At 59.4% G+C, this 19092-nt stretch carries 20 protein-coding genes and 1 other RNA gene; 5 read left to right on the top strand and 16 right to left on the bottom strand.

All coding sequences use genetic code 11. From position 1 onward, the window contains the following. The 9 genes from mraY to rsmI form a co-directional block, all read right to left on the bottom strand. Positions 1 to 1083 (bottom strand): phospho-N-acetylmuramoyl-pentapeptide-transferase, encoded by a 1083-nt coding sequence (mraY, locus tag ACZ89E_RS28255; protein ID WP_149661091.1) that lies wholly within the window; start codon positions 1081 to 1083, stop codon positions 1 to 3. Further along, positions 1083 to 2450, bottom strand: coding sequence for a UDP-N-acetylmuramoyl-tripeptide--D-alanyl-D-alanine ligase (locus tag ACZ89E_RS28250; RefSeq protein WP_149661092.1), 1368 nt, complete (start codon positions 2448 to 2450; stop codon positions 1083 to 1085). Before ACZ89E_RS28250 ends, mraY begins: the two co-directional genes overlap by 1 nt. After that, entirely contained in the window at positions 2443 to 3906 is a 1464-nt protein-coding gene (locus ACZ89E_RS28245; RefSeq protein ID WP_149661093.1) for a UDP-N-acetylmuramoyl-L-alanyl-D-glutamate--2,6-diaminopimelate ligase, read from the bottom strand. The genes ACZ89E_RS28250 and ACZ89E_RS28245 overlap by 8 nt, the downstream gene beginning before the upstream one ends. Beyond that, on the bottom strand, positions 3906 to 5648 hold the full coding sequence (locus ACZ89E_RS28240; protein WP_149661094.1) for a peptidoglycan D,D-transpeptidase FtsI family protein: 1743 nt from the start codon (positions 5646 to 5648) through the stop codon (positions 3906 to 3908). The genes ACZ89E_RS28245 and ACZ89E_RS28240 overlap by 1 nt, the downstream gene beginning before the upstream one ends. Next, positions 5645 to 5938 carry a cell division protein FtsL gene (gene ftsL / locus ACZ89E_RS28235; protein WP_133840304.1) on the bottom strand — a complete coding sequence of 98 codons (294 nt, stop codon included), beginning with the start codon at positions 5936 to 5938 and terminating at the stop codon, positions 5645 to 5647. The genes ACZ89E_RS28240 and ftsL overlap by 4 nt, the downstream gene beginning before the upstream one ends. Continuing rightward, complete coding sequence (rsmH, locus tag ACZ89E_RS28230; protein ID WP_169373143.1) at positions 5935 to 6882, bottom strand: 16S rRNA (cytosine(1402)-N(4))-methyltransferase RsmH; 948 nt, start codon at positions 6880 to 6882, stop codon at positions 5935 to 5937. Before rsmH ends, ftsL begins: the two co-directional genes overlap by 4 nt. Further along, complete coding sequence (mraZ, locus tag ACZ89E_RS28225; protein ID WP_008147486.1) at positions 6879 to 7334, bottom strand: division/cell wall cluster transcriptional repressor MraZ; 456 nt, start codon at positions 7332 to 7334, stop codon at positions 6879 to 6881. Before mraZ ends, rsmH begins: the two co-directional genes overlap by 4 nt. A gap of 411 nt (positions 7335 to 7745) precedes the next feature. Then, positions 7746 to 8099, bottom strand: an RNA gene (gene rnpB / locus ACZ89E_RS28220) — RNase P RNA component class A. 76 nt (positions 8100 to 8175) lie between these two features. After that, positions 8176 to 9081 carry a 16S rRNA (cytidine(1402)-2'-O)-methyltransferase gene (gene rsmI, locus ACZ89E_RS28215; protein WP_476256816.1) on the bottom strand — a complete coding sequence of 302 codons (906 nt, stop codon included), beginning with the start codon at positions 9079 to 9081 and terminating at the stop codon, positions 8176 to 8178. Between the two features lie 175 nt (positions 9082 to 9256). Between rsmI and ACZ89E_RS28210 the strand changes: the two genes are divergently transcribed. From ACZ89E_RS28210 to ACZ89E_RS28195, 4 genes are all read left to right on the top strand, one after another. Beyond that, on the top strand, positions 9257 to 11089 hold the full coding sequence (locus tag ACZ89E_RS28210) for a penicillin-binding protein activator (RefSeq protein WP_149661096.1): 1833 nt from the start codon (positions 9257 to 9259) through the stop codon (positions 11087 to 11089). Beyond that, complete coding sequence (locus ACZ89E_RS28205; protein ID WP_463258442.1) at positions 11089 to 11451, top strand: YraN family protein; 363 nt, start codon at positions 11089 to 11091, stop codon at positions 11449 to 11451. The genes ACZ89E_RS28210 and ACZ89E_RS28205 overlap by 1 nt, the downstream gene beginning before the upstream one ends. 104 nt (positions 11452 to 11555) lie before the next feature. After that, entirely contained in the window at positions 11556 to 12146 is a 591-nt protein-coding gene (locus ACZ89E_RS28200) for a phosphoheptose isomerase (RefSeq protein ID WP_149661098.1), read from the top strand. Beyond that, complete coding sequence (locus ACZ89E_RS28195) at positions 12143 to 12721, top strand: BON domain-containing protein (RefSeq protein ID WP_123410152.1); 579 nt, start codon at positions 12143 to 12145, stop codon at positions 12719 to 12721. Before ACZ89E_RS28200 ends, ACZ89E_RS28195 begins: the two co-directional genes overlap by 4 nt. A 151-nt stretch (positions 12722 to 12872) precedes the next feature. On the opposite strand, the gene ACZ89E_RS28190 is transcribed toward ACZ89E_RS28195, so the two are convergent. The 7 genes from ACZ89E_RS28190 to rplM form a co-directional block, all read right to left on the bottom strand. Then, positions 12873 to 13286 carry a ClpXP protease specificity-enhancing factor gene (locus tag ACZ89E_RS28190; RefSeq protein ID WP_054045578.1) on the bottom strand — a complete coding sequence of 138 codons (414 nt, stop codon included), beginning with the start codon at positions 13284 to 13286 and terminating at the stop codon, positions 12873 to 12875. Between the two features lie 16 nt (positions 13287 to 13302). Next, positions 13303 to 13920 carry a glutathione S-transferase N-terminal domain-containing protein gene (locus ACZ89E_RS28185; RefSeq protein ID WP_047303097.1) on the bottom strand — a complete coding sequence of 206 codons (618 nt, stop codon included), beginning with the start codon at positions 13918 to 13920 and terminating at the stop codon, positions 13303 to 13305. A gap of 150 nt (positions 13921 to 14070) precedes the next feature. Next, complete coding sequence (locus tag ACZ89E_RS28180; protein ID WP_149661099.1) at positions 14071 to 14850, bottom strand: cytochrome c1; 780 nt, start codon at positions 14848 to 14850, stop codon at positions 14071 to 14073. Next, the gene (locus ACZ89E_RS28175; RefSeq protein ID WP_149661100.1) at positions 14850 to 16061 is read right to left on the bottom strand and encodes a cytochrome b; all 1212 of its coding nucleotides are present in this window, start codon (positions 16059 to 16061) and stop codon (positions 14850 to 14852) included. Before ACZ89E_RS28175 ends, ACZ89E_RS28180 begins: the two co-directional genes overlap by 1 nt. After that, complete coding sequence (gene petA / locus ACZ89E_RS28170; RefSeq protein ID WP_054045584.1) at positions 16061 to 16654, bottom strand: ubiquinol-cytochrome c reductase iron-sulfur subunit; 594 nt, start codon at positions 16652 to 16654, stop codon at positions 16061 to 16063. The genes ACZ89E_RS28175 and petA overlap by 1 nt, the downstream gene beginning before the upstream one ends. A 267-nt stretch (positions 16655 to 16921) precedes the next feature. Then, a complete protein-coding gene (rpsI, locus tag ACZ89E_RS28165; RefSeq protein ID WP_003216038.1) occupies positions 16922 to 17314 on the bottom strand; it encodes a 30S ribosomal protein S9 in 393 nt (130 codons plus the stop codon). 14 nt (positions 17315 to 17328) lie between these two features. Continuing rightward, positions 17329 to 17757, bottom strand: coding sequence for a 50S ribosomal protein L13 (gene rplM, locus ACZ89E_RS28160; protein ID WP_092278175.1), 429 nt, complete (start codon positions 17755 to 17757; stop codon positions 17329 to 17331). 248 nt (positions 17758 to 18005) lie between these two features. Between rplM and ACZ89E_RS28155 the strand changes: the two genes are divergently transcribed. Continuing rightward, complete coding sequence (locus ACZ89E_RS28155) at positions 18006 to 19046, top strand: NADP(H)-dependent aldo-keto reductase (protein ID WP_476256815.1); 1041 nt, start codon at positions 18006 to 18008, stop codon at positions 19044 to 19046. Positions 19047 to 19092 lie beyond the last annotated feature (46 nt).

Here is a 19092-nt window from a genome sequence, read left to right as displayed (position 1 = left end):
CTACCTCAGCTTCAGGGTGGCAAGGCCGACCAGTACGAGAATCACGGTGATGATCCAGAAACGGACGATCACGCGCGGCTCAGGCCAGCCCTTGAGTTCAAAGTGGTGGTGGATCGGTGCCATGCGGAACACGCGGCGCCCGGTCAACTTGAAGGAAGCTACCTGGATGACCACCGACAGGGTTTCCATCACGAACACGCCGCCCATGATGAACAGGACGATTTCCTGACGGACGATCACTGCGATGGTGCCCAGGGCTGCGCCCAGCGCCAGTGCGCCGACGTCGCCCATGAAGACTTGCGCCGGATAGGTGTTGAACCAGAGAAAGCCCAGGCCCGCCCCGATCAAGGCGCCGCAGAACACGATCAGTTCACCCGCGCCCGGTACATAAGGGATCAGCAGGTATTCAGCGAATTTCACGTTACCGGACAGGTAGCAGAAGATCCCCAGGCCGCCACCGACCATCACGGTCGGCATGATCGCCAGGCCATCGAGGCCATCGGTCAGGTTGACCGCGTTGCTCGAACCGACAATCACGAAATAGGTCAGGACCACAAAACCTGCGCCCAGTGGAATGCTGTAATCCTTGAGCATCGGCAGGATCAGGGTGGTTTCCACCGGGGTGGTCGCGGTCATATAAAGGAAGAGCGCCGCGGCCAGGCCGAACACCGACTGCCAGAAATACTTCCAGCGGCTTGGAAGGCCTTTGGAGTTTTTCTCGATCACCTTGCGGTAGTCGTCGACCCAACCGATGGCGCCGAACAGCAAGGTCACCAACAGCACGGTCCAGACATAGCGGTTGCTCAGGTCAGCCCAAAGCAGCGTACTGACGCCGATGGACGACAGGATCAGTGCGCCGCCCATGGTCGGGGTGCCCGACTTGGACAGGTGCGATTGCGGACCATCGTTGCGAACGGACTGGCCGATCTGACGGTTCTGCAACGTGCGGATCATCCACGGGCCATAGCACAGCGACAAAACCAACGCGGTCAGCACACCGAGGATCCCGCGCAGGGTCAGGTACTGAAAGACCGCGAAGCCTTTGTGGAACTGTTGCAAGTACTCCGCTAACAGCAGCAGCATTAATGTTTCTCCAGACTGGACCCGCACAAAGCGGCGACGATGTTTTCCATCGCAGCGCTGCGCGAGCCCTTGATCAAAATAGTGGTGTTTGTATCTTGCTCGGCGCCCAGGGCCTCGATCAGTTCAGCCTGAGTGCTGAAGTGCCGGGCCTGCGGGCCGAATGCGTTCACGGCGTGAGCCATCATTGGCCCGACTGCGTAAAGCGCAGAAACCTTGCCACGGGCGTACTCGCCCACGTCGCGGTGCCCCTGCTCCGCCCAGTCGCCCAACTCGCCGATATCCCCGAGCACCAGAACGGTGCGGCCGGAAAAGCCGGCGAGTATATCAACGGCAGCGCACATGGAGGTGGGGTTCGCGTTGTAAGTGTCATCAATCACGCGCATGCCGTTGGTCGCCAGTTGCGCAACGGTGCGGCCCTTGACCGGTTGTACCGCGCCAAGGCCGGTGGCGATGCCGAACAGCGACACGCCCAGGGCATGGGCAGCCGCGGCGGCGGCCATGGCATTGGCGACGTTATGGGTGCCGAGCAGGTTCAGTTGCACCCGCTCCACACCTTCGGGGCTGTGCAGGTTGAACGCCGGGCAACCGCGAGCGTCGCGGTCCAGATCGCTGGCGTAGAAATCGGCACTGGGGTTGTTCAGGGCAAAGGTCAGCACTTTGCGACCGGCAGCACGGGTCTTCCAGATGCCGAACGCCTTGTCGTCGAGATTGAGCACGGCGACGCCATCGGCCTCCAGCCCTTCAATAATCTCGCCCTTGGCTTCTACGATTTTGTCCGGCCCGCCGAACTCGCCGACGTGGGCGGTCCCTGCGTTATTAAGAATGGCCACGTGGGGCTTGGTCATGCCCACGGTGTAGGCAATTTCGCCCAGGCGCGAAGCACCGAGTTCAATCACGGCGGCGGTATGTTCCGGCGCCAGTTCGAGCAGGGTCAGCGGTACGCCGAGGTCGTTGTTCAGGTTGCCACGGGTCGCATGCACCGGACCGCGGGTGCGCAGGATGCTCGCGAGCATTTCCTTGACCGTGGTCTTGCCGCTGGAACCGGTAACGGCCGCGACCGGGTTGTTATAGGCCGCACGGTTCAGCGCGCCCAACTGGCCGAGGGCCTGGCGCGTATCTTTCACAATGAGCTGCGGCAGCGTGCTGTCGGCGACTTCACGCTCGACCAACGCCGCTACGGCGCCTTTGGCGGCTACGTCATTGAGGTAGTCATGACCATCGAAGCGTGGACCGGTCAGGGCAATAAACAGCTGGCCTGGCTTGATCGCACGGCTGTCGATGCTGACACCGTCGAAACTGGCGTCGGCAGCCACCAGGCGCGCCTTCAGCACGCTGGTCAGCTCGCTCAGTTTCAAGGCTTTAAGCATGGGCCACCTCCCACGCGGTCAAGGCGTGATCGGCCTCGACCAGATCGGAGAACGCGTGGCGCTCGCCGTTGATTTCCTGATAGTCCTCGTGACCTTTGCCGGCCAGGACAATGACGTCATCCGCCGAGGCACTGGCGATCAACTGGGCAATCGCCTGGCCACGGCCAGCCACGAAGGTGACGTTATCCACAGCCGTGAAGCCGGCGCGGATGTCGTCGAAAATGACGGACGGGTCTTCGGTGCGCGGGTTGTCGTCGGTGACCAGCACGCCATCGGCCAGGCGCTCGACCACTTCGGCCATCAGCGGGCGCTTGCCGCGATCGCGATCACCGCCGCAACCGAACAGGCACAACAACCGGCCTTTGGCGTGTGGACGCAGGGCCATCAAGACTTTTTCCAGCGCATCCGGGGTATGGGCGTAATCGACCACCACCAGTGGCTGAGTACCGCCGCCCAAGCGCTGCATGCGACCGGCCGGGCCTTCGAGTTTCGGCAGGACCTTGAGGATTTCGTCCAGCGCGTAGTCCAGGCCGAGCAAGGCACCGACCGCAGCCAGGACGTTGCTCAGGTTGAAACGACCGAGCAAGGTGCTGCGCAAATGGTGCTCGCCTTGCGGCGTGACCAACGTGGCGCGCACGCCTTCGTCGTCGAACTGCGCTTCGCGGCAATACAGGTAGGCGCTGGCGTCTTCCAGGCTGTAGGTGATCAAGCGCGACTCACGTTTATCAGCCGCGAGTTCACGGCCGAATTCGTCGTCGAGGTTGATCACCCGGCACTTCAGATCGTTCCAGGCAAACAGCTTGGCCTTGGCTTCGCCATAGGCCTGCATGGTGCCGTGGTAATCCAGATGATCCCGGGACAGGTTGGTCATCACCGCCACATCGAACGCCAAGGCGGTCACGCGCCCCTGATCCAGACCGTGGGAAGACACTTCCATGGCCACGGCTTTGGCGCCGGCCTTTTTCAGGTCGGCGAGGGTCGCCTGTACGGCAATCGGGTTTGGCGTGGTGTGCAGGCCGCTTTCCAGCGCGCCGTAGAAACCGGTGCCCAGGGTGCCGACGATGCCGCAATGTTGGCCGAGCAGATCCAGGGCTTGCGCAACCAATTGGGTCACGCTGGTTTTGCCGTTGGTGCCGGTCACGCCGACCAGGTTCAGGTGGCGGCTCGGGTCGCCATAGAAGCGCCCGGCAATGTCCGACAACTGCGCCGCCAGGCCTTTGACCGGAATCAGCGGCGCATCGGTAATCGGCAGCACGGTGGCGCCTTCGACTTCATAAGCCACGGCAGCCGCACCGCGCTGCAAGGCATCGGCAATGTGCGCGCGCCCGTCGAACTTGCCGCCCGGGACCGCAAGGAACAAGTCCCCTGCCCGCACATTGCGGCTGTCGAGGGTCAGTTCGCGGATCAACAGATCACGACCGGCGTGGGCAAAAATTTTATTCAGACTCAGAGACATCAGCCGCGCCCTCCATTGGCTTTCAGCGGAACGACCGGTGCTGCGTTGGCCTGTTGGGTCGGCGGCAGGTTGTCCGGGGTGATGTTCATCAGGCGCAAGGTCCCGGACATCACTTTGCTGAACACCGGCGCCGATACCAGGCCACCGAAGTAACCGGCCTTGGTCGGTTCATCGATGACTACGACGATGGCGAAACGCGGATCGCTCATCGGGCCGAAACCAGCGAACAGCGAGCGATAGGAATTCTCGGCATAGCCTTTGGTGCCCACCGAGGTCTTACGCGCAGTACCCGACTTGCCGGCCACGTGATACGCCGGCACCTGCGCACGGAATACACCGCGCGGGGCCTCGATCACCTGGGTCAGCATGCCTTGCATGGTTTTGGCGACGTTTTCCGGGATCACCTGGGTGGTCTGCGGTGGCTTGTCAGTCTTGATCAGGGTCAGCGGCGCAATGCGACCGTTGTTAGCCAGTGCCGAGAAGGCGTGGACCAACTGGATCGCCGTCACCGAAATACCGTAGCCGTACGACAGCGTGGCGGTTTCAGCCTTGCGCCATTCGCGGTAGTTCGGCAGGTTGCCGACGCGCTCGCCCGGGAAGGCGAGGCCGGTGTCCTGGCCGAGGCCGACTTTCTGCGCCAGGCGGAAAATGGCTTCGCCGCCGATATCGAACGCGACCTTACTCATGCCGACGTTGCTGGAGTTGATCAGGATGCCGGTCAGGTCGAGCACCGGGCCTTCGGACTTCGATACGTCCTTGATGGTGTACTTACCAATCTGCAAGGTACCCGGATAGACCTCGACGGTGTCGCTCGGCTTCCAGCGCCCGGTTTCCAGGGCGGCACTCATGGAGATCGCCTTCATGGTCGAACCGGGTTCGAACACGTCGATCATCGCGCGGTTACGCATCATCGCCGGTTGCAGGTTGCGACGGTTGTTCGGGTTGTAGGTCGGCTGGTTGACCATGGCCAGGATTTCGCCGCTCTTCACGTCCATGATCACCAGGCTGCCGGCCTTGGCGCCGTTCTCGATGATCGCGTTGCGCAGTTCGCGGTTGGCCAGGTATTGCAGGCGCAGGTCAATGGACAACGCCAAGGGCTTGCCGGCCTTGGCGTTTTTGGTGACCTGGACATCCTTGATCAGTCTGCCGCGCCGATCCTTGATGACCTGTCGCTTGCCGGCGACCCCGGCCAGCCATTCGTCGTAGGCCAGCTCGACGCCTTCGCGCCCGTGATCATCGATGTCGGTAAAGCCGACCATGTGCGCGGTGACTTCGCCGGCAGGATAGAAACGGCGGAACTCTTCGATGCCGTAGACGCCGGGCACTTTCAGATCGAGTACCGACTGGCCCTGCTCGGGGGTCAAGCCGCGCACCAGATAGATGAATTCTTTGTTGGCCTGGGCTTCGAGGCGCTCGCTCAGGGCTTTGGGGTCCTGGCCCAGCGCGGCGGCGAGTGCCGGCCACTTCTCTTTGGCCAGTTGCATTTCCTTGGCGTTGGCCCACAGCGTGGTGACCGGGGTACTCACGGCCAACGGCTCGCCGTTACGGTCGGTGATCAGACCACGGTGAGCCGGAATAGGAATGTGACGAACGCTGCGCGCATCGCCCTGCCCTTTGAGGAAGTCACGGTCGACCACTTGCAGGTCGATGATGCGCCAGCAGATTGCGGCGACCATGATGCCGAGCAAACCCAGCACCACGCGGAACCGCCAAGGGAAGAGTGCACCTTCGATTTTCATCATGGCGCCACCATCCGTACTTCAGCGGCACCAGGGATGCGCATTTTCAGTTGTTCGGTGGCCAGCACTTCGATACGGCTATGGGCGGTCCAGGTGCTCTGTTCGAGAATCAACCGGCCCCACTCGGCCTGCGCCTTGTCGCGCACGCTCAACTCGTTGTACAGCGAGTTCAACAGCTGGCGGTTCCAGTGGGCGCTGTAGGACACGCCGATGGCAGACACGAGCACGCCGATGAACAGCAGCATCATGAAAAAGCTTCCGCCGGGAAGTGGCTTGGCGAAAAGCTTGCTCACCGCAGCTTCTCCGCGACGCGCATGATGGCGCTACGAGAACGTGGGTTGGCTTTGAGTTCGGCCTCGGAGGCGGACTGCGCTTTGCCATGGACTTTGATTTTCGGTTCGAAAGCGACGTGACGGACCGGCAGGTTGCGCGGCAGGTTGTCGGCTTCGCCTTTCACCAGCTTGCGCATGAACAGTTTGACGATGCGGTCTTCCAGGGAATGGAAGCTGATGACCACCAGGCGACCGCCGATTTCCAGGCTTTCCAGCGCGGCTTCGAGGCCGGCCTCCAGATCGCCCAGTTCGTTGTTGACGTGAATGCGCAGGCCCTGGAACGCGCGGGTGGCCGGGTTCTTGCCCTTTTCCCACGCCGGATTGGCGACTTTCAGGACTTCTGCCAGGTCGGCAGTGCGCTCGAACGGCTTGATGTCGCGGCGCTCGGCCACGGCACGGGCCATGCGGCCGGAGAAACGTTCTTCGCCGTATTCCTTGAACACCCGGGCGATTTCTTCCACCGGCGCGGTGTTGACGAATTCGGCCGCACTGATCCCGCGGGACGGGTCCATGCGCATGTCCAACGGGCCATCGTTGAGGAAACTGAAGCCGCGTTCAGGGTCGTCGAGCTGCGGCGACGACACGCCGAGGTCGAGCAAAACACCGCTGACCTTGCCGGCCAGACCGCGTTCGGCCACTTCCGACCCCAGCTCGGCAAAGCTGCGCTGCACAACGACAAAGCGGCCGTCTTCGGCCGCTAGCGTTTGCCCAGTGGCAATCGCTTGAGGATCCTTGTCAAATCCGAGCACCCGGCCATCGGGGCCGAGCTGGCTGAGGATCAACCGGCTATGTCCGCCGCGTCCGAACGTGCCGTCCAGATAGCAGCCATCAGGACGTACGGCGAGAGCCTCCACGGCTTCGTCGAGCAGTACGGTGATGTGGTTAAAGCCGCTATCAATAGTCACAGGATCAAATCACGCAGTTCATCAGGCATGGCGCCCGGTTGTTGAATAGCAGCCAGGTCAGCGGCAGAAACCGCATCCCAGGCATCCTCGTCCCATAATTGGAACTTGTTCAGTTGGCCCACCAACATTGCGCGCTTATCCAACTTGGCATATTCACGCAGACGCGGCGGAACCAGAAAACGACCACTGCCATCGAGTTCGAGGTCGACGGCATTACCAATCAGCAAACGTTGCAGGCGGCGGTTCTCTTCGCGAAGCGAAGGCAGTGCGCGCAGTTTGGTTTCAATAATTTCCCACTCATCGAGGGGATAAACACACAAACACGGATCAACGGCATCGATTGTCACGATCAATTGACCGGAACTGCGCGAAACCAACTCGTCACGGTACCGGCTCGGCATAGCGAGACGGCCCTTTGCATCGAGACTGATTGCGTTAGCTCCGCGAAACACGTCTGCGTTTCTCCAATTTTTAGCGTTTTGAGCTCAAAAAACCCACTTCATGCCACTTTCCGCCACTTGCGCACACTATAGGAATGCGCCCACCACACCGTCAAGGCGCGGATTAAAGGAAAAGCCTTACAGAACGGAGATTTAGGAGCGTAAAAGCAGGGGTAACGAGAATCTGGCGTTTGTTTTTGACCAATAACTTGATTCAGCACGGATGGCTGCGCTCGAAAGTTAAAGTAGTTTGTTAAGAGTAAGATTTTTTCGGTATTACGACGGAGGGTCTGCTGGTGTTTAAGTACGGAGGGAAATCGGTGTCGCGGGGAGATTTGTAAAGTGCTGTCAGTACAGGCTAATGAATATCACAAAAGCCTGCCATCAGCACCTGCCTGATGATTCAGGCAGGGAATGAAAAAGGTGGAGAGTCGATCTGTAAGCCGGGTTCTGTCTTGAACAGTCATTCGTCTACGATGGCCATCACTGGACATCTTTAGCAACCTACCCGGTCCCAGCGCGGGCCACGCCTTGGGACCCTATTTGGTCTTGCTCCAAGTGGGGTTTACCTAGCCACGAACTGTTGCCAGTCGCGCGGTGCGCTCTTACCGCACCTTTTCACCCTTACCGGCGCTTGAGCGCTTAGGCGGTTATTTTCTGTGGCACTTTCCGTAGGCTCACGCCTCCCAGGCATTACCTGGCACTTCGCCCTATGGAGCCCGGACTTTCCTCCCCCCCCTAATTTTCATAGAGGGCAGCGACTGTCCAATCGACTCTCCGGCGCAAAGGTTAACGGCAGAGCGCCCGAAGAACAAGCGCTAAACGCCTTTGGCCGCTCCTGCACGTCAGGTTTCTACTCGCTCTTCTGCTGATCCAGCGCAACTTGATACAGCACATTCTTGCGCTCGCCGGTAATTTGCGCCGCCAAGGCTGCCGCACGCTTGAGCGGCATTTCTTCGAGCAACAGATTGAGGATGCGCACGGCTTCGCTGCTGACCGCATCCTCCGTCTCCGGTGCCGACCAACCGGCCACCAGCACCACGCATTCACCGCGCTGCTGATTGCTGTCGGACTCGACGAATTCGCGCAACTCGGCGAGCGGCAGCCCCTTGAGCGTTTCGAAGGTTTTCGTGATTTCCCGGGCCAGCAACGCCGGACGCTCGCCGCCGAACACCAGTTCCATGTCTTGCAGACATTCAAGGATGCGGTGCGGAGCTTCGTAGAAAATCAGCGTACGCGGCTCTTCCTTGACCAATTCCAGGCGCGCCCGGCGCCCCACGGCCTTGGCCGGCAGGAAGCCTTCGAAGATAAAGCGATCCGACGGCAGACCCGCCGCCGACAGCGCTGCAATCAAGGCACAGGCGCCCGGCACCGGCACCACATTGATCCCCGCCGCACGCGCCTGGCGCACCAGGTGATAACCCGGATCGGAAATCAGCGGCGTCCCGGCATCAGAGATCAACGCCACATCGTCGCCGGCCAGCAGGCGCGTAATAAAACGGCTACCTTCATCGCGCTCATTATGCTCATGGCAGGCTGCCAGCGGCGTCGGGATACCGAAGTGCTGCATCAAACGCTGGGAGTGACGCGTGTCTTCGGCGGCAATCAATGCCACCTCACGCAGGATTTTCAGCGCACGGGCGCTGATGTCGTCCAGGTTGCCGATGGGCGTCGCCACCACATAAAGCGAGCCAGCAGCGGAATTCAAAGCACCTGGAGCAGTCAAAGCGCACACCTCATGATCGGTAAAAGTCGCCATTGTAACGCGTAGAGACACTTGCGATACGCGCAAGCCACCCTCGGTTTTGCGACCTTTTGTGCAGTTGCGCAACGTTTGCAGCAGTTAATTGACAGTTTCATGCCAGTAACATCGCGCCCCGGCCAGTGCTTGGGTACAATTCCACGCTTATTTGATCGAGTAACAGGAACACTACATGATCGCTTGCCTGCGGCTGTTCACTGCCCTCTGCCTCGCTGCCCTGCTGGCGGCTTGCGCCAGCACATCGTCATCCAGCCTTGGCGAACTTCCACGCACCCCGGATGCCAGTATCGAGCAACTGCTCGAAAAGGCCGCTCAAAGCAAAACGCCGGAACAAGCCGCGCTGTTTCGCCTGAGCGCGGCAGACCTGGCCTACCGCCAGGGCAACGCCGGCCAGTCCGCGCAAATCCTGCAACAAGTGCCGGTGGAACAACTCAAGCCGGGCCAACAGGTCTTCGCCAGTACCCTGGCGGCTGAACTGGCCATGGTGCGCAATCAGCCAAAAGCGGCGTTGACGGCCTTGAGCCATCCGAGCCTGCAACGCCTGGGCGAACTGCCCGTCGAGCAACAGGTTCGCACCGGTACCGTTCACGCCCGCGCCCTGGAAGCTGATGGCCAGACCCTGGCCGCTGCACGGGAACGTATCTTTATTGCCCCGATGCTCGAAGGCGAGGCCGCCAGCAAGAACCATGAAGCGATCTGGACCCTGATCGCCTCGCTGCCGACCGATCAATTGCAGCCGACCACCACCGATGACCTCGGCGGCTGGATGAGCCTGGCCCTGGCGGTGAAAACCGCCGGCACCCTGGAACAGCAGCAAGCAGCGATCGACAACTGGCGCGCACAGAATCCAAAGCACCCGGCTGCGCTTCAACTGCCACTGCCACTGACCCAACTCAAGGAACTGGCCAGCCAGCCCCTGGGCAAAATCGCCGTGCTGCTACCTCAGACAGACGGCCCGCTGGCGGCGGCCAGCAAGGCACTGCGCGAAGGTATCGTGGCTGCTCACTATCAGGCGCAACAAGCCGGGCAGAAACCGCCAGCCATCGTATTTTATGACAGCTCGCCAATGACCATGGTGCCGCCACGGATGTCGCTGGACGAGTTCTATCGCAAGGCCCAGGCCGACGGAGTGCAATTGGTCATCGGCCCGCTGGAGAAGCCGCTGGTCAAACAGCTCAGCCTTCGCCCGCAATTGCCTATCACCACCCTGGCGCTGAATTACAGCGAAGGTGAACAAGGACCGGCCCAGCTGTTCCAGTTCGGCCTCGCTGCTGAAGACGAAGCCCGCGAAGTGTCCCGCCGCGCTCGTGCCGACGGCCTGCATCGCGCCGCCGCCATGGTGCCGAAAGGTGAATGGGGCGACCGCGTATTGAAGGCGTTCAGTCAGGACTGGCAGGCGAATGGCGGTAGCATCGTCGCCGTCGAGCACATTGACCAACCGGTACAACTGGCGCAACAGATTGCCGACATGTTCCAACTGCGTCAGAGCGAAGGCCGCGCCAAGGCCTTGCAGAGCACCGTAGGCTCGCAAGTCGCCGCACAACCTTCCCGTCGTCAGGACATCGAGTTCATCTTCCTTGCGGCCTCCCCGAAACAGGCGCAACAGATCAAACCGACCCTGAACTTCCAGTACGCCGGTGATGTGCCTGTTTATGCGACCTCCAATGTGTTCAGTGCCAGCGGCGACGTAAACGAGTACAACGACATGAACGGCGTTCGCTTCTGCGAAACTCCGTGGCTGCTGGACGTCAATGACCCACTGCGCAAACAGGTCACTGCACAATGGCCACAGGCCGGTACCAGCCTCGGCCGCTTGTTCGCGATGGGTGTTGACGCTTATCGCCTGGCACCGCGCCTGGGACAGCTCAAGACCTTGCCGGACAGCCGCATCGAAGGTCAGTCGGGCAGCCTGGGCATGACCCAGAACCAACGCGTGGTTCGCCAGATGCCGTGGGCACAGTTCGTCAATGGCCAGGTTCAACGCCTGCCGGACACCCCGCGCTGATGCCTGACCGGTCACGCCAGCAAAGCGGCAAAGATGCCGAGCGCCATGCGCTCGAGCATCTTCAACAACAGGGTCTGCGCCTGCTGGCGCAGAACTGGTTGTGCAAACGCGGCGAGCTTGATCTGGTCATGCTTGATGGCGATACAGTAGTATTCGTTGAAGTCCGCTACAGAAAAAACACTCAATGGGGTGGCGCGCTCGATAGCATCGATGGGCGCAAACGGCAGAAACTGATTTTCGCCGCGCAGTATTTTCTTCAGCGCGAGTCGCGTTGGGCCAATTCCCCTTGCCGCTTCGACGTGGTTGCCATCGACAGCCACCTGGATCAGCTGAACTGGCTGCAGAATGCCTTCGACAGCTGATGGCTTGCACCTCGAACCGGACACTTTCACCCAACATTTTTGCTCTTTGCTTTGCGGGCTGCACATTCATGTGCCAGGTAGCCGCGCTAATTAAGGTCACACAGATGGACATGCAATCCCGAATTCGCCAGCTTTTTCAGGCCAGTATCGACACCAAGCAACAGGCGATGGACGTACTTGCACCGCACATCGAGCAAGCCAGCCAGGTGATGGTCAACGCCCTGTACGATGGCAAAATACTTTCCTGCGGTAACGGCGGTTCCGCCAGTGACGCCCAGCACTTCTCGTCGGAGCTGCTCAACCGCTTCGAACGTGAACGCCCGAGCCTGCCCGCCATCGCACTGACCACCGACAGCTCGACGATCACCTCAATCGCCAACGATTACAGCTACAACGAAATCTTCTCTAAACAGATCCATGCCCTTGGCCGACCGGGCGATGTATTGCTGGCGATTTCCACCAGCGGTAACTCGGCGAACATTATTCAAGCGATCCAGACCGCACATGATCGCGAAATGATTGTCGTAGCATTGACCGGTCGCGATGGCGGCGGCATGGCGTCGCTGCTTTTGCCTGAAGACGTCGAGATCCGCGTACCGGCCTATGTCACCGCACGTATTCAGGAAGTCCACCTGCTGACGATCCACTGCCTTTGCTACTTGATCGACAGCCAACTGTTCGGGAGTGAAGAATGACCCCTAATCGCCTAGGCCTTCTGGCCTTGACCCTATGCCTCGGCATCAGCGGCTGCACCTCGGTGGTTAAAGCCAGCCGCGAAGCACCGATTGAAGATGACCGCGGCACACGCACCTTCGGCAGTAAAATCGACGACTCCCTGATCGACACCAAGGTCGGCGTCAACGTCGCCAAGGCCGATCCGGCGCTGGATAACGACTCGCACATCGTCGTCACCAGCTTCAACGGCGTCGTGCTGCTGGCCGGGCAAACGCCCACCGCCGACCTCAAGGCCAAGGCCGAACAGGCCGCTTCCGCGGTCCAGCGCGTGAAGAAGGTCCATAACGAGCTGCAAGTCCTGCCGCCGTCCGGCTTCCTGGCCCGCCAGAACGACACCTGGCTGACCTCCAAGATCAAAACCCAGATGCTCACCGACCCGAACATCCCGGGCTCGCGCATCAAGGTCGTCACCGAAAATGGCATCGTCTATCTGCTGGGCTTGCTGACCAAGCAGGAAGCCGCTCAAGCCACCAACCTGGTGCAGAGCGTTTCCGGGGTGCAGAAGATTGTGAAGTTGTTTGAGTACATCGACTGATACCCACACCTGCCGACGATGGCGCTCGTGAGACCGCCATCGCCCGTAGGAGCAAAGCTTGCTCGCGATGGCGTACTTGAGATCGCCATCGCGAGCAAGCTCTGCTCCTACACGTAATAAAAAAGGCGATCCTTTCGGATCGCCTTTTTTATTACTTCACCACCTTCAAACTCGGTCGACCGCTGGGACGCGGCGGCTCGTTGTCGGGTGGCGGGACATCATCATCCGGCTCGATCTCTTCATCGTCTTCCATAGGCGATTCCAGATCGAACACCATGCCTTGGCCGTTTTCCCGGGCGTAAATGCCCAGGATCGAAGCGATAGGCACGAACAGGGTGTGTGGCACGCCACCGAAGCGCCCCTCGAAGCTGACCGCTTCGTTGTCCATGTGCAAATGACGCACGGCTGCCGGCGATACGTTCAGGACTATCTGACCGTCACTGGCGAAACCTTGAGGCACCTGCACCGACGGATATTCGGAATTGACCAGCATGTGCGGGGTGCAATCGTTATCAACAATCCACTCGTAGAGCGCGCGGACCAGATAAGGTCGACTGGAGTTCATAGCGGCTCCTTAAGCCTTAGCGCATATCGCGTTCGACACCAGACAGACTCGCCTGGAAAGCCTCACGCGCGAAAGAGCGCTCCATGTAATCAAGCAGCGGCTTGGCAGGCCGCGGCAGTTCAATACCCAAAATCGGCAATCGCCAGAGTATTGGCAATAGGCAGCAATCCACCAGACTTTGTTCCTCGCTGAGGAAAAACGGCTTGTCGGCGAACAACGGCGACACGCCAGTCAGGCTTTCGCGCAGCTCTTTACGAGCGACGACGCGGGCGGCTTCCTTGGACTTGGGATCCAGGATCAGATCCACCAGCCCACACCAGTCACGCTGAATACGATGAATCAGCAGACGGCTGTTTGCACGCGCCACAGGATAAACCGGCAGTAAAGGCGGGTGCGGGTAACGCTCATCCAGATATTCCATCACCACGGTCGACTCCCACAACGCCAGGTCACGATCGACCAGGGTGGGCAAGCTGCCGTAAGGGTTCACTTCGATCAGTTTAGGCGGCTGGCGACCAGCTTCCACATAAATGATCTCGGCGCTGACACCCTTCTCTGCAAGTACGATGCGTACTCGGTGGGAATAGTGGTCGGCGGGGTCGGAGTAACAGGCCAACCGATTGGTCACGCCCATGGCGGTCCTCCTCGCTTGTTGAAATTATCGGAAGCGGAAAAACGCGCGCGCCCAGAGGACGCCTCCCGTAACGCCTGGCTCGCCAGACTCGTTACACCTTCAGAGACGCCCCTGGGCGCGCGCGATCAACAGCAATTGCTTACAGCTTTATCAATGGACGTCTTTCCAGTATTCACGCTTGAGCAAGTAAGCGAATACGAAGAAGAACGCCAAGTAGAGCAATACATAGGTACCGATGCGCTGATGTTGCAGCTTTACCGGGTTAGCCGAGTAAGCGAGGAAGGTTACCAGATTCTTGACCTTCTCATCGAACTGCTCTTCATTCAGCGCACCGCTCTTCGGCACGATGGTCAACTGATCGCACGCTTCATGAGTCAGCGGCGTACCGGTCAGCGGATCATACTGCTTCTTGCCGTCCTCGACGATTTGAACCTGTTTGCAGCCGACCACCTGACGACCTTGCAGGCCGACCAGGACGTTAGGCATGCCGACGTTCGGGAACACCTTGTTGTTCACGCCCCAGGGACGCGCAGGGTCTTCATAGAACGAACGCAGGTAACCGTAGAGCCAGTCAGTGCCACGAACGCGAGCCACCAGGGTCAGGTCCGGCGGCGCAGCACCGAACCAGGTCTTGGCATCTGCCGGCTGCATGCCGATGCTCATGTGGTCGCCAATCTTGGCGCCGGTGAACACCAGGTTTTTCAGCATCAGATCGTGAGGAATCCCCAGGTCGTCGGCAACGCGCTCATAGCGCTGGAACTTGGCACTGTGGCAACCCATGCAATAGTTGGCAAACGTACGTGCGCCGTCCTGCATGGCCGCTTTATCGGAGACGTCGATATCGACCTTTTCCAGTTCAGGACCGTGTTCGGCCGCGAAGGAAAACACCGGCAAGGCCGCAAGAATCAATACAGCAAATAGCTTTTTCATCAGCCAGTCACCCTTTCCGGAACCGGTTTGGTCTTCTCGAGCCTGGTGTAGAACGGCATCAGAATGAAGTAGGCGAAGTACAGGAAGGTGCAAATCTGCGACACCAGTGTCCGCTCAGGGGTTGGGGCCAATACGCCCAGCACGCCGAGAATCACGAAGCAGATGCAGAACACCCAAAGCCAGATCTTGCTCAGCCAGCCCTTGTAGCGCATTGACTTGACCGGACTGCGGTCGAGCCAAGGCAGGACGAACAGCATGGCAATCGAAGCACCCATGGCGATAACACCCATGAGCTTGTCCGGAATGGCCCGCAAGATGGCGTAGAACGGCGTGAAGTACCAGACCGGAGCGATGTGCTCTGGGGTCTTGAAGGCGTTCGCCACTTCAAAGTTCGGTTTCTCGAGGAAGTAACCGCCCATTTCAGGGAAGAAGAACACGATCGAGCAGAAGATGAACAGGAACACCACCACGCCGACGATATCTTTCACGGTGTAGTACGGATGGAAGGCAATGCCGTCCAGCGGTACGCCGTTTTCGTCTTTGAATTTCTTGATGTCCACGCCGTCCGGGTTGTTCGACCCGACTTCGTGCAGCGCCAGGACGTGCAACACCACCAGGCCGAGAATCACGATCGGCAGCGCCACAACGTGCAAGGCGAAGAAGCGGTTCAGGGTGATACCGGAAATCAGGTAGTCACCACGGATCCACTGGGTCAGGTCGTTGCCGATGACCGGGATCGCACCGAACAGCGAGATGATCACCTGGGCACCCCAGTAGGACATCTGACCCCACGGCAGCAGGTAACCCATGAAGGCTTCCGCCATCAGCGCCAGGTAGATCAGCATGCCGAAGACCCACACCAGCTCACGAGGCTTCTGGTACGAACCGTAGAGCAAGCCACGGAACATGTGCAGATAGACCACGATGAAGAACGCCGAAGCGCCGGTGGAGTGCAGCAGACGCAGGATCGAGCCGTACTCGACGTCGCGCATGATGTATTCGACGGACGCAAACGCTTCTTCCGCCGACGGGGTGTAGCTCATGGTCAGCCAGACACCGGTGACGATCTGGTTGACCAGAACGAGCAGCGCGAGGGAACCAAAGAAATAGAAGAAGTTGAAGTTCTTCGGGGCGTAGTACTTGCTGAGATGGTCTTCCCACATTTTGGTCGCGGGAAAGCGCGCATCAACCCAATCCATGAACTTGCTCATCACGCTTTCTCCGTATCGACGCCGATGACAATGATCTCATCGGTCTCATAGGAATGCGGGGGAACTGGCAGGTTCAAAGGCGCAGGTTGCGACTTGTAGACGCGGCCAGCCAGATCGTAGTGGGAACCGTGGCAAGGGCAGAAATAACCACCTACCCAGTCCTTGCCCAGATCAGCAGGTGCCACTTCAGGACGGAAGGTCGGCGAGCAACCCAGGTGTGTGCAGATACCGATCAGCAGCAGGACCTCTGGCTTGATCGAACGCGTTTCTGGATCGACGTAGGTCGGTTGTGTCGAGTTCTTGGAGGTCGGGTCAGACAGCTGGCCCTCGATCTTTTTCAGATTCCCCAGGATTTCCGCGGTTCGGCGGACAATGAATACTGGCTGGCCGCGCCACTCAGCAATCATCTGCTGGCCTGGCTCGATTTTGCTGACATTCACTTTCACCGGTGCACCTGCGGCTTTCGCCTTGGCACTGGGAAACCATGACCCCACGAACGGGACCGCAGCCCCCACCGCTCCTGCAGCACCCACCACGGATGTGGCTGCTACCAAGAAGCGACGCCGGCCTGCATTCACGCCGTCATTGCTCATTCAGTCCTCTCCCATCAGCTTTGTGGCCTGTTAAATCAGGCATCTACTAAGTTAAATCTATGTACTTATAAAAATTTTGCCGAATGGTAATGAAAAGCCCCAATTCTGACAAGGTAATTACCCAAGGGCTCCACTGCCAAGCCTTGCAGTATAGGGGCTCTACGGCTGTGGCAAGTTGTCACAGCGCAATTCTTTGAGAAATCGCACGCACAAAAAAACGCCCAGCTCCGTGAGGAGATGGGCGTTCTTTTTGAACGTGGAAGCGAATTAACGCTTCGAGTACTGCGGACGCTTACGCGCTTTACGCAGACCAACTTTCTTACGTTCAACTTCGCGAGCATCGCGAGTAACGAAGCCAGCTTTGCGCAGAGCGCCACGCAGGGTTTCGTCGTACTGCATCAGTGCGCGAGTGATACCGTGGCGGATTGCGCCAGCTTGACCACTTACACCACCACCGATCACGGTGACGTAGATGTCGAATTTCTCGACAGTCTCAGTCAGTTCCAGCGGCTGACGAACTACCATGCGGGCAGTTTCGCGACCGAAGAAATTTTCCAGGGTGCGGTTGTTGATGGAGATGTTACCAGTACCCGGACGCAGGAAAACGCGTGCGGTTGCGGTCTTGCGACGGCCAGTGCCGTAATTTTGAGTCGCCGACATAATGAACTATTCCGTTAAAACTTCAGTTCTTGGGGCTGCTGAGCAGCATGAGGGTGAGCAGCGCCCGCATAGACTTTCAGCTTGCGATACATGTCGCGACCCAGTGGGCCCTTCGGCAGCATACCTTTAACCGCGATCTCGATCGGGGATTCAGGCTTCTTGGCGATCAGTTTTTCGAAACTGATCGACTTGATGCCACCCGGGAAACCGGAGTGGGAGTAGTAGATTTTGTCGGTGGTTTTAGCACCGGTTACACGAACCTGCTCGGCATTGATAACGACGATGTAATCGCCGGTGTCAACGTGAGGAGTGTACTCAGCTTTATGCTTGCCACGCAGACGGCTCGCGATTTCGGTAGCCAGACGACCCAGGGTCTGACCAGCGGCGTCGACGACAAACCAGTCGCGCACAACTGTTTCTGGTTTTGCAGTAAAAGTTGTCATTCTTTAATAGCCTCAGGGGCCGCCCTGTAAATTAGACGGCGGATCTTACTGAATAGTGCGTGCTTTGACAAGTCAAAGGCAGCCGGATACAGACGCTATCGGGGGCTCGGGTCGGCGCGTCCGTTCAACGGCAAGATCTCTTCCGCAGGCGGCGCATCACTTCCACTGCATAAAGAGGTGGGCAATTATGCAGATTGCGAAAAAATATTCAACCTGCTTTTATGATTGTTTTGCCCAAGGAGCACCCGATGGATTATCGACAGCTAGGCCGAACCGATCTGAACGTGAGTGCAATCTGCCTCGGAACCATGACCTGGGGCGAGCAAAACAGCGAGGCTGAAGCCTTCGCCCAGATTGAACGGGCCAAGAGCGCCGGGATCAATTTCATCGATACCGCCGAAATGTACCCGGTGCCTCCCAAGGCCGACACCTACGCCACCACCGAGCGCTACATCGGCAATTACTTCAAGAGTCGCGGCGATCGTGCCGACTGGATCCTGGCCAGCAAGATCGCCGGCCCGGGCAACACCATCGACTACATCCGCGACAAAAACCTGCGCCACAACCGCCAGCACATCACCGAAGCCGTGGACGCCAGCCTCAAGCGCCTGCAGACCGACTACATCGATCTCTACCAACTGCACTGGCCGGAGCGCAGCACCAATTTCTTCGGTCAGTTGGGCTACAAGCACAAGATCGAAGCCAACCTGACGCCGCTGGAAGACACCCTCGAAGCACTCGACGAACAGGTCAAGGCCGGCAAGATCCGCCACATCGGCCTGTCCAATGAAACCCCGTGGGGCACCATGCGTTTCCTGGCCTTGGCCGAAGCCCGTGGCTGGCCGCGCGCCGTGTCGATCCAGAACCCGTACAACCTGCTGAACCGCAGCTTCGAAGTCGGCCTGGCGGAAATCGCCATTCGCGAACAGTGCGGCCTGCTGGCCTATTCGCCGCTGGCGTTCGGGTTCCTGTCAGGCAAGTACGAAGGTGGCGCCCGTCCGCCAAAAGGCCGCCTGAGCCTCTACAGCCGCTTCAGCCGCTATTTCAACCCACAGTCGGAAGCAGCGTGCAGCCGTTACGTGGCCCTGGCCCGTGAACACGGCCTGGACCCGGCGCAAATGGCATTGGCTTTCGTAAACCAGCAGCCGTTCGTGACCAGCAACATCATCGGGGCGACGTCGCTTGAGCAGTTGGACAGCAACATCGCCAGTTTCGAGCTGAAGCTTTCCGACGAAGTGCTGGCGGGGATCGAGGCGATTCACAAGGATCACCCGAATCCTGCGCCGTAACCAACAGTGATCGTTCCCACGCTCCTGCGTGGGAATGCATCTCGTG

Source organism: Pseudomonas sp. TE3899 (genome assembly GCF_056279105.1).
The sequence above is the reverse complement of the archived record's forward strand: the minus strand, read 5'-3'. Positions and strand labels throughout refer to the sequence as shown.

Excerpts from the sequence above, each read along its gene's own strand:
- mraY (WP_149661091.1), bottom strand. The coding sequence starts at position 1,083 with ATGCTGCTGCTGTTAGCGGAGTACTTGCAACAGTTCCACAAAGGCTTC.
- ACZ89E_RS28250 (WP_149661092.1), bottom strand. The coding sequence starts at position 2,450 with ATGCTTAAAGCCTTGAAACTGAGCGAGCTGACCAGCGTGCTGAAGGCG.
- ACZ89E_RS28245 (WP_149661093.1), bottom strand. The coding sequence starts at position 3,906 with ATGTCTCTGAGTCTGAATAAAATTTTTGCCCACGCCGGTCGTGATCTG.
- ACZ89E_RS28240 (WP_149661094.1), bottom strand. The coding sequence starts at position 5,648 with ATGATGAAAATCGAAGGTGCACTCTTCCCTTGGCGGTTCCGCGTGGTG.
- rsmI (WP_476256816.1), bottom strand. The coding sequence starts at position 9,081 with ATGGCGACTTTTACCGATCATGAGGTGTGCGCTTTGACTGCTCCAGGT.
- ACZ89E_RS28210 (WP_149661096.1), top strand. The coding sequence starts at position 9,257 with ATGATCGCTTGCCTGCGGCTGTTCACTGCCCTCTGCCTCGCTGCCCTG.
- ACZ89E_RS28205 (WP_463258442.1), top strand. The coding sequence starts at position 11,089 with ATGCCTGACCGGTCACGCCAGCAAAGCGGCAAAGATGCCGAGCGCCAT.
- ACZ89E_RS28200 (WP_149661098.1), top strand. The coding sequence starts at position 11,556 with ATGGACATGCAATCCCGAATTCGCCAGCTTTTTCAGGCCAGTATCGAC.
- ACZ89E_RS28195 (WP_123410152.1), top strand. The coding sequence starts at position 12,143 with ATGACCCCTAATCGCCTAGGCCTTCTGGCCTTGACCCTATGCCTCGGC.
- ACZ89E_RS28190 (WP_054045578.1), bottom strand. The coding sequence starts at position 13,286 with ATGAACTCCAGTCGACCTTATCTGGTCCGCGCGCTCTACGAGTGGATT.
- ACZ89E_RS28185 (WP_047303097.1), bottom strand. The coding sequence starts at position 13,920 with ATGGGCGTGACCAATCGGTTGGCCTGTTACTCCGACCCCGCCGACCAC.
- ACZ89E_RS28180 (WP_149661099.1), bottom strand. The coding sequence starts at position 14,850 with ATGAAAAAGCTATTTGCTGTATTGATTCTTGCGGCCTTGCCGGTGTTT.
- ACZ89E_RS28175 (WP_149661100.1), bottom strand. The coding sequence starts at position 16,061 with ATGAGCAAGTTCATGGATTGGGTTGATGCGCGCTTTCCCGCGACCAAA.
- petA (WP_054045584.1), bottom strand. The coding sequence starts at position 16,654 with ATGAGCAATGACGGCGTGAATGCAGGCCGGCGTCGCTTCTTGGTAGCA.
- rpsI (WP_003216038.1), bottom strand. The coding sequence starts at position 17,314 with ATGTCGGCGACTCAAAATTACGGCACTGGCCGTCGCAAGACCGCAACC.
- rplM (WP_092278175.1), bottom strand. The coding sequence starts at position 17,757 with ATGACAACTTTTACTGCAAAACCAGAAACAGTTGTGCGCGACTGGTTT.
- ACZ89E_RS28155 (WP_476256815.1), top strand. The coding sequence starts at position 18,006 with ATGGATTATCGACAGCTAGGCCGAACCGATCTGAACGTGAGTGCAATC.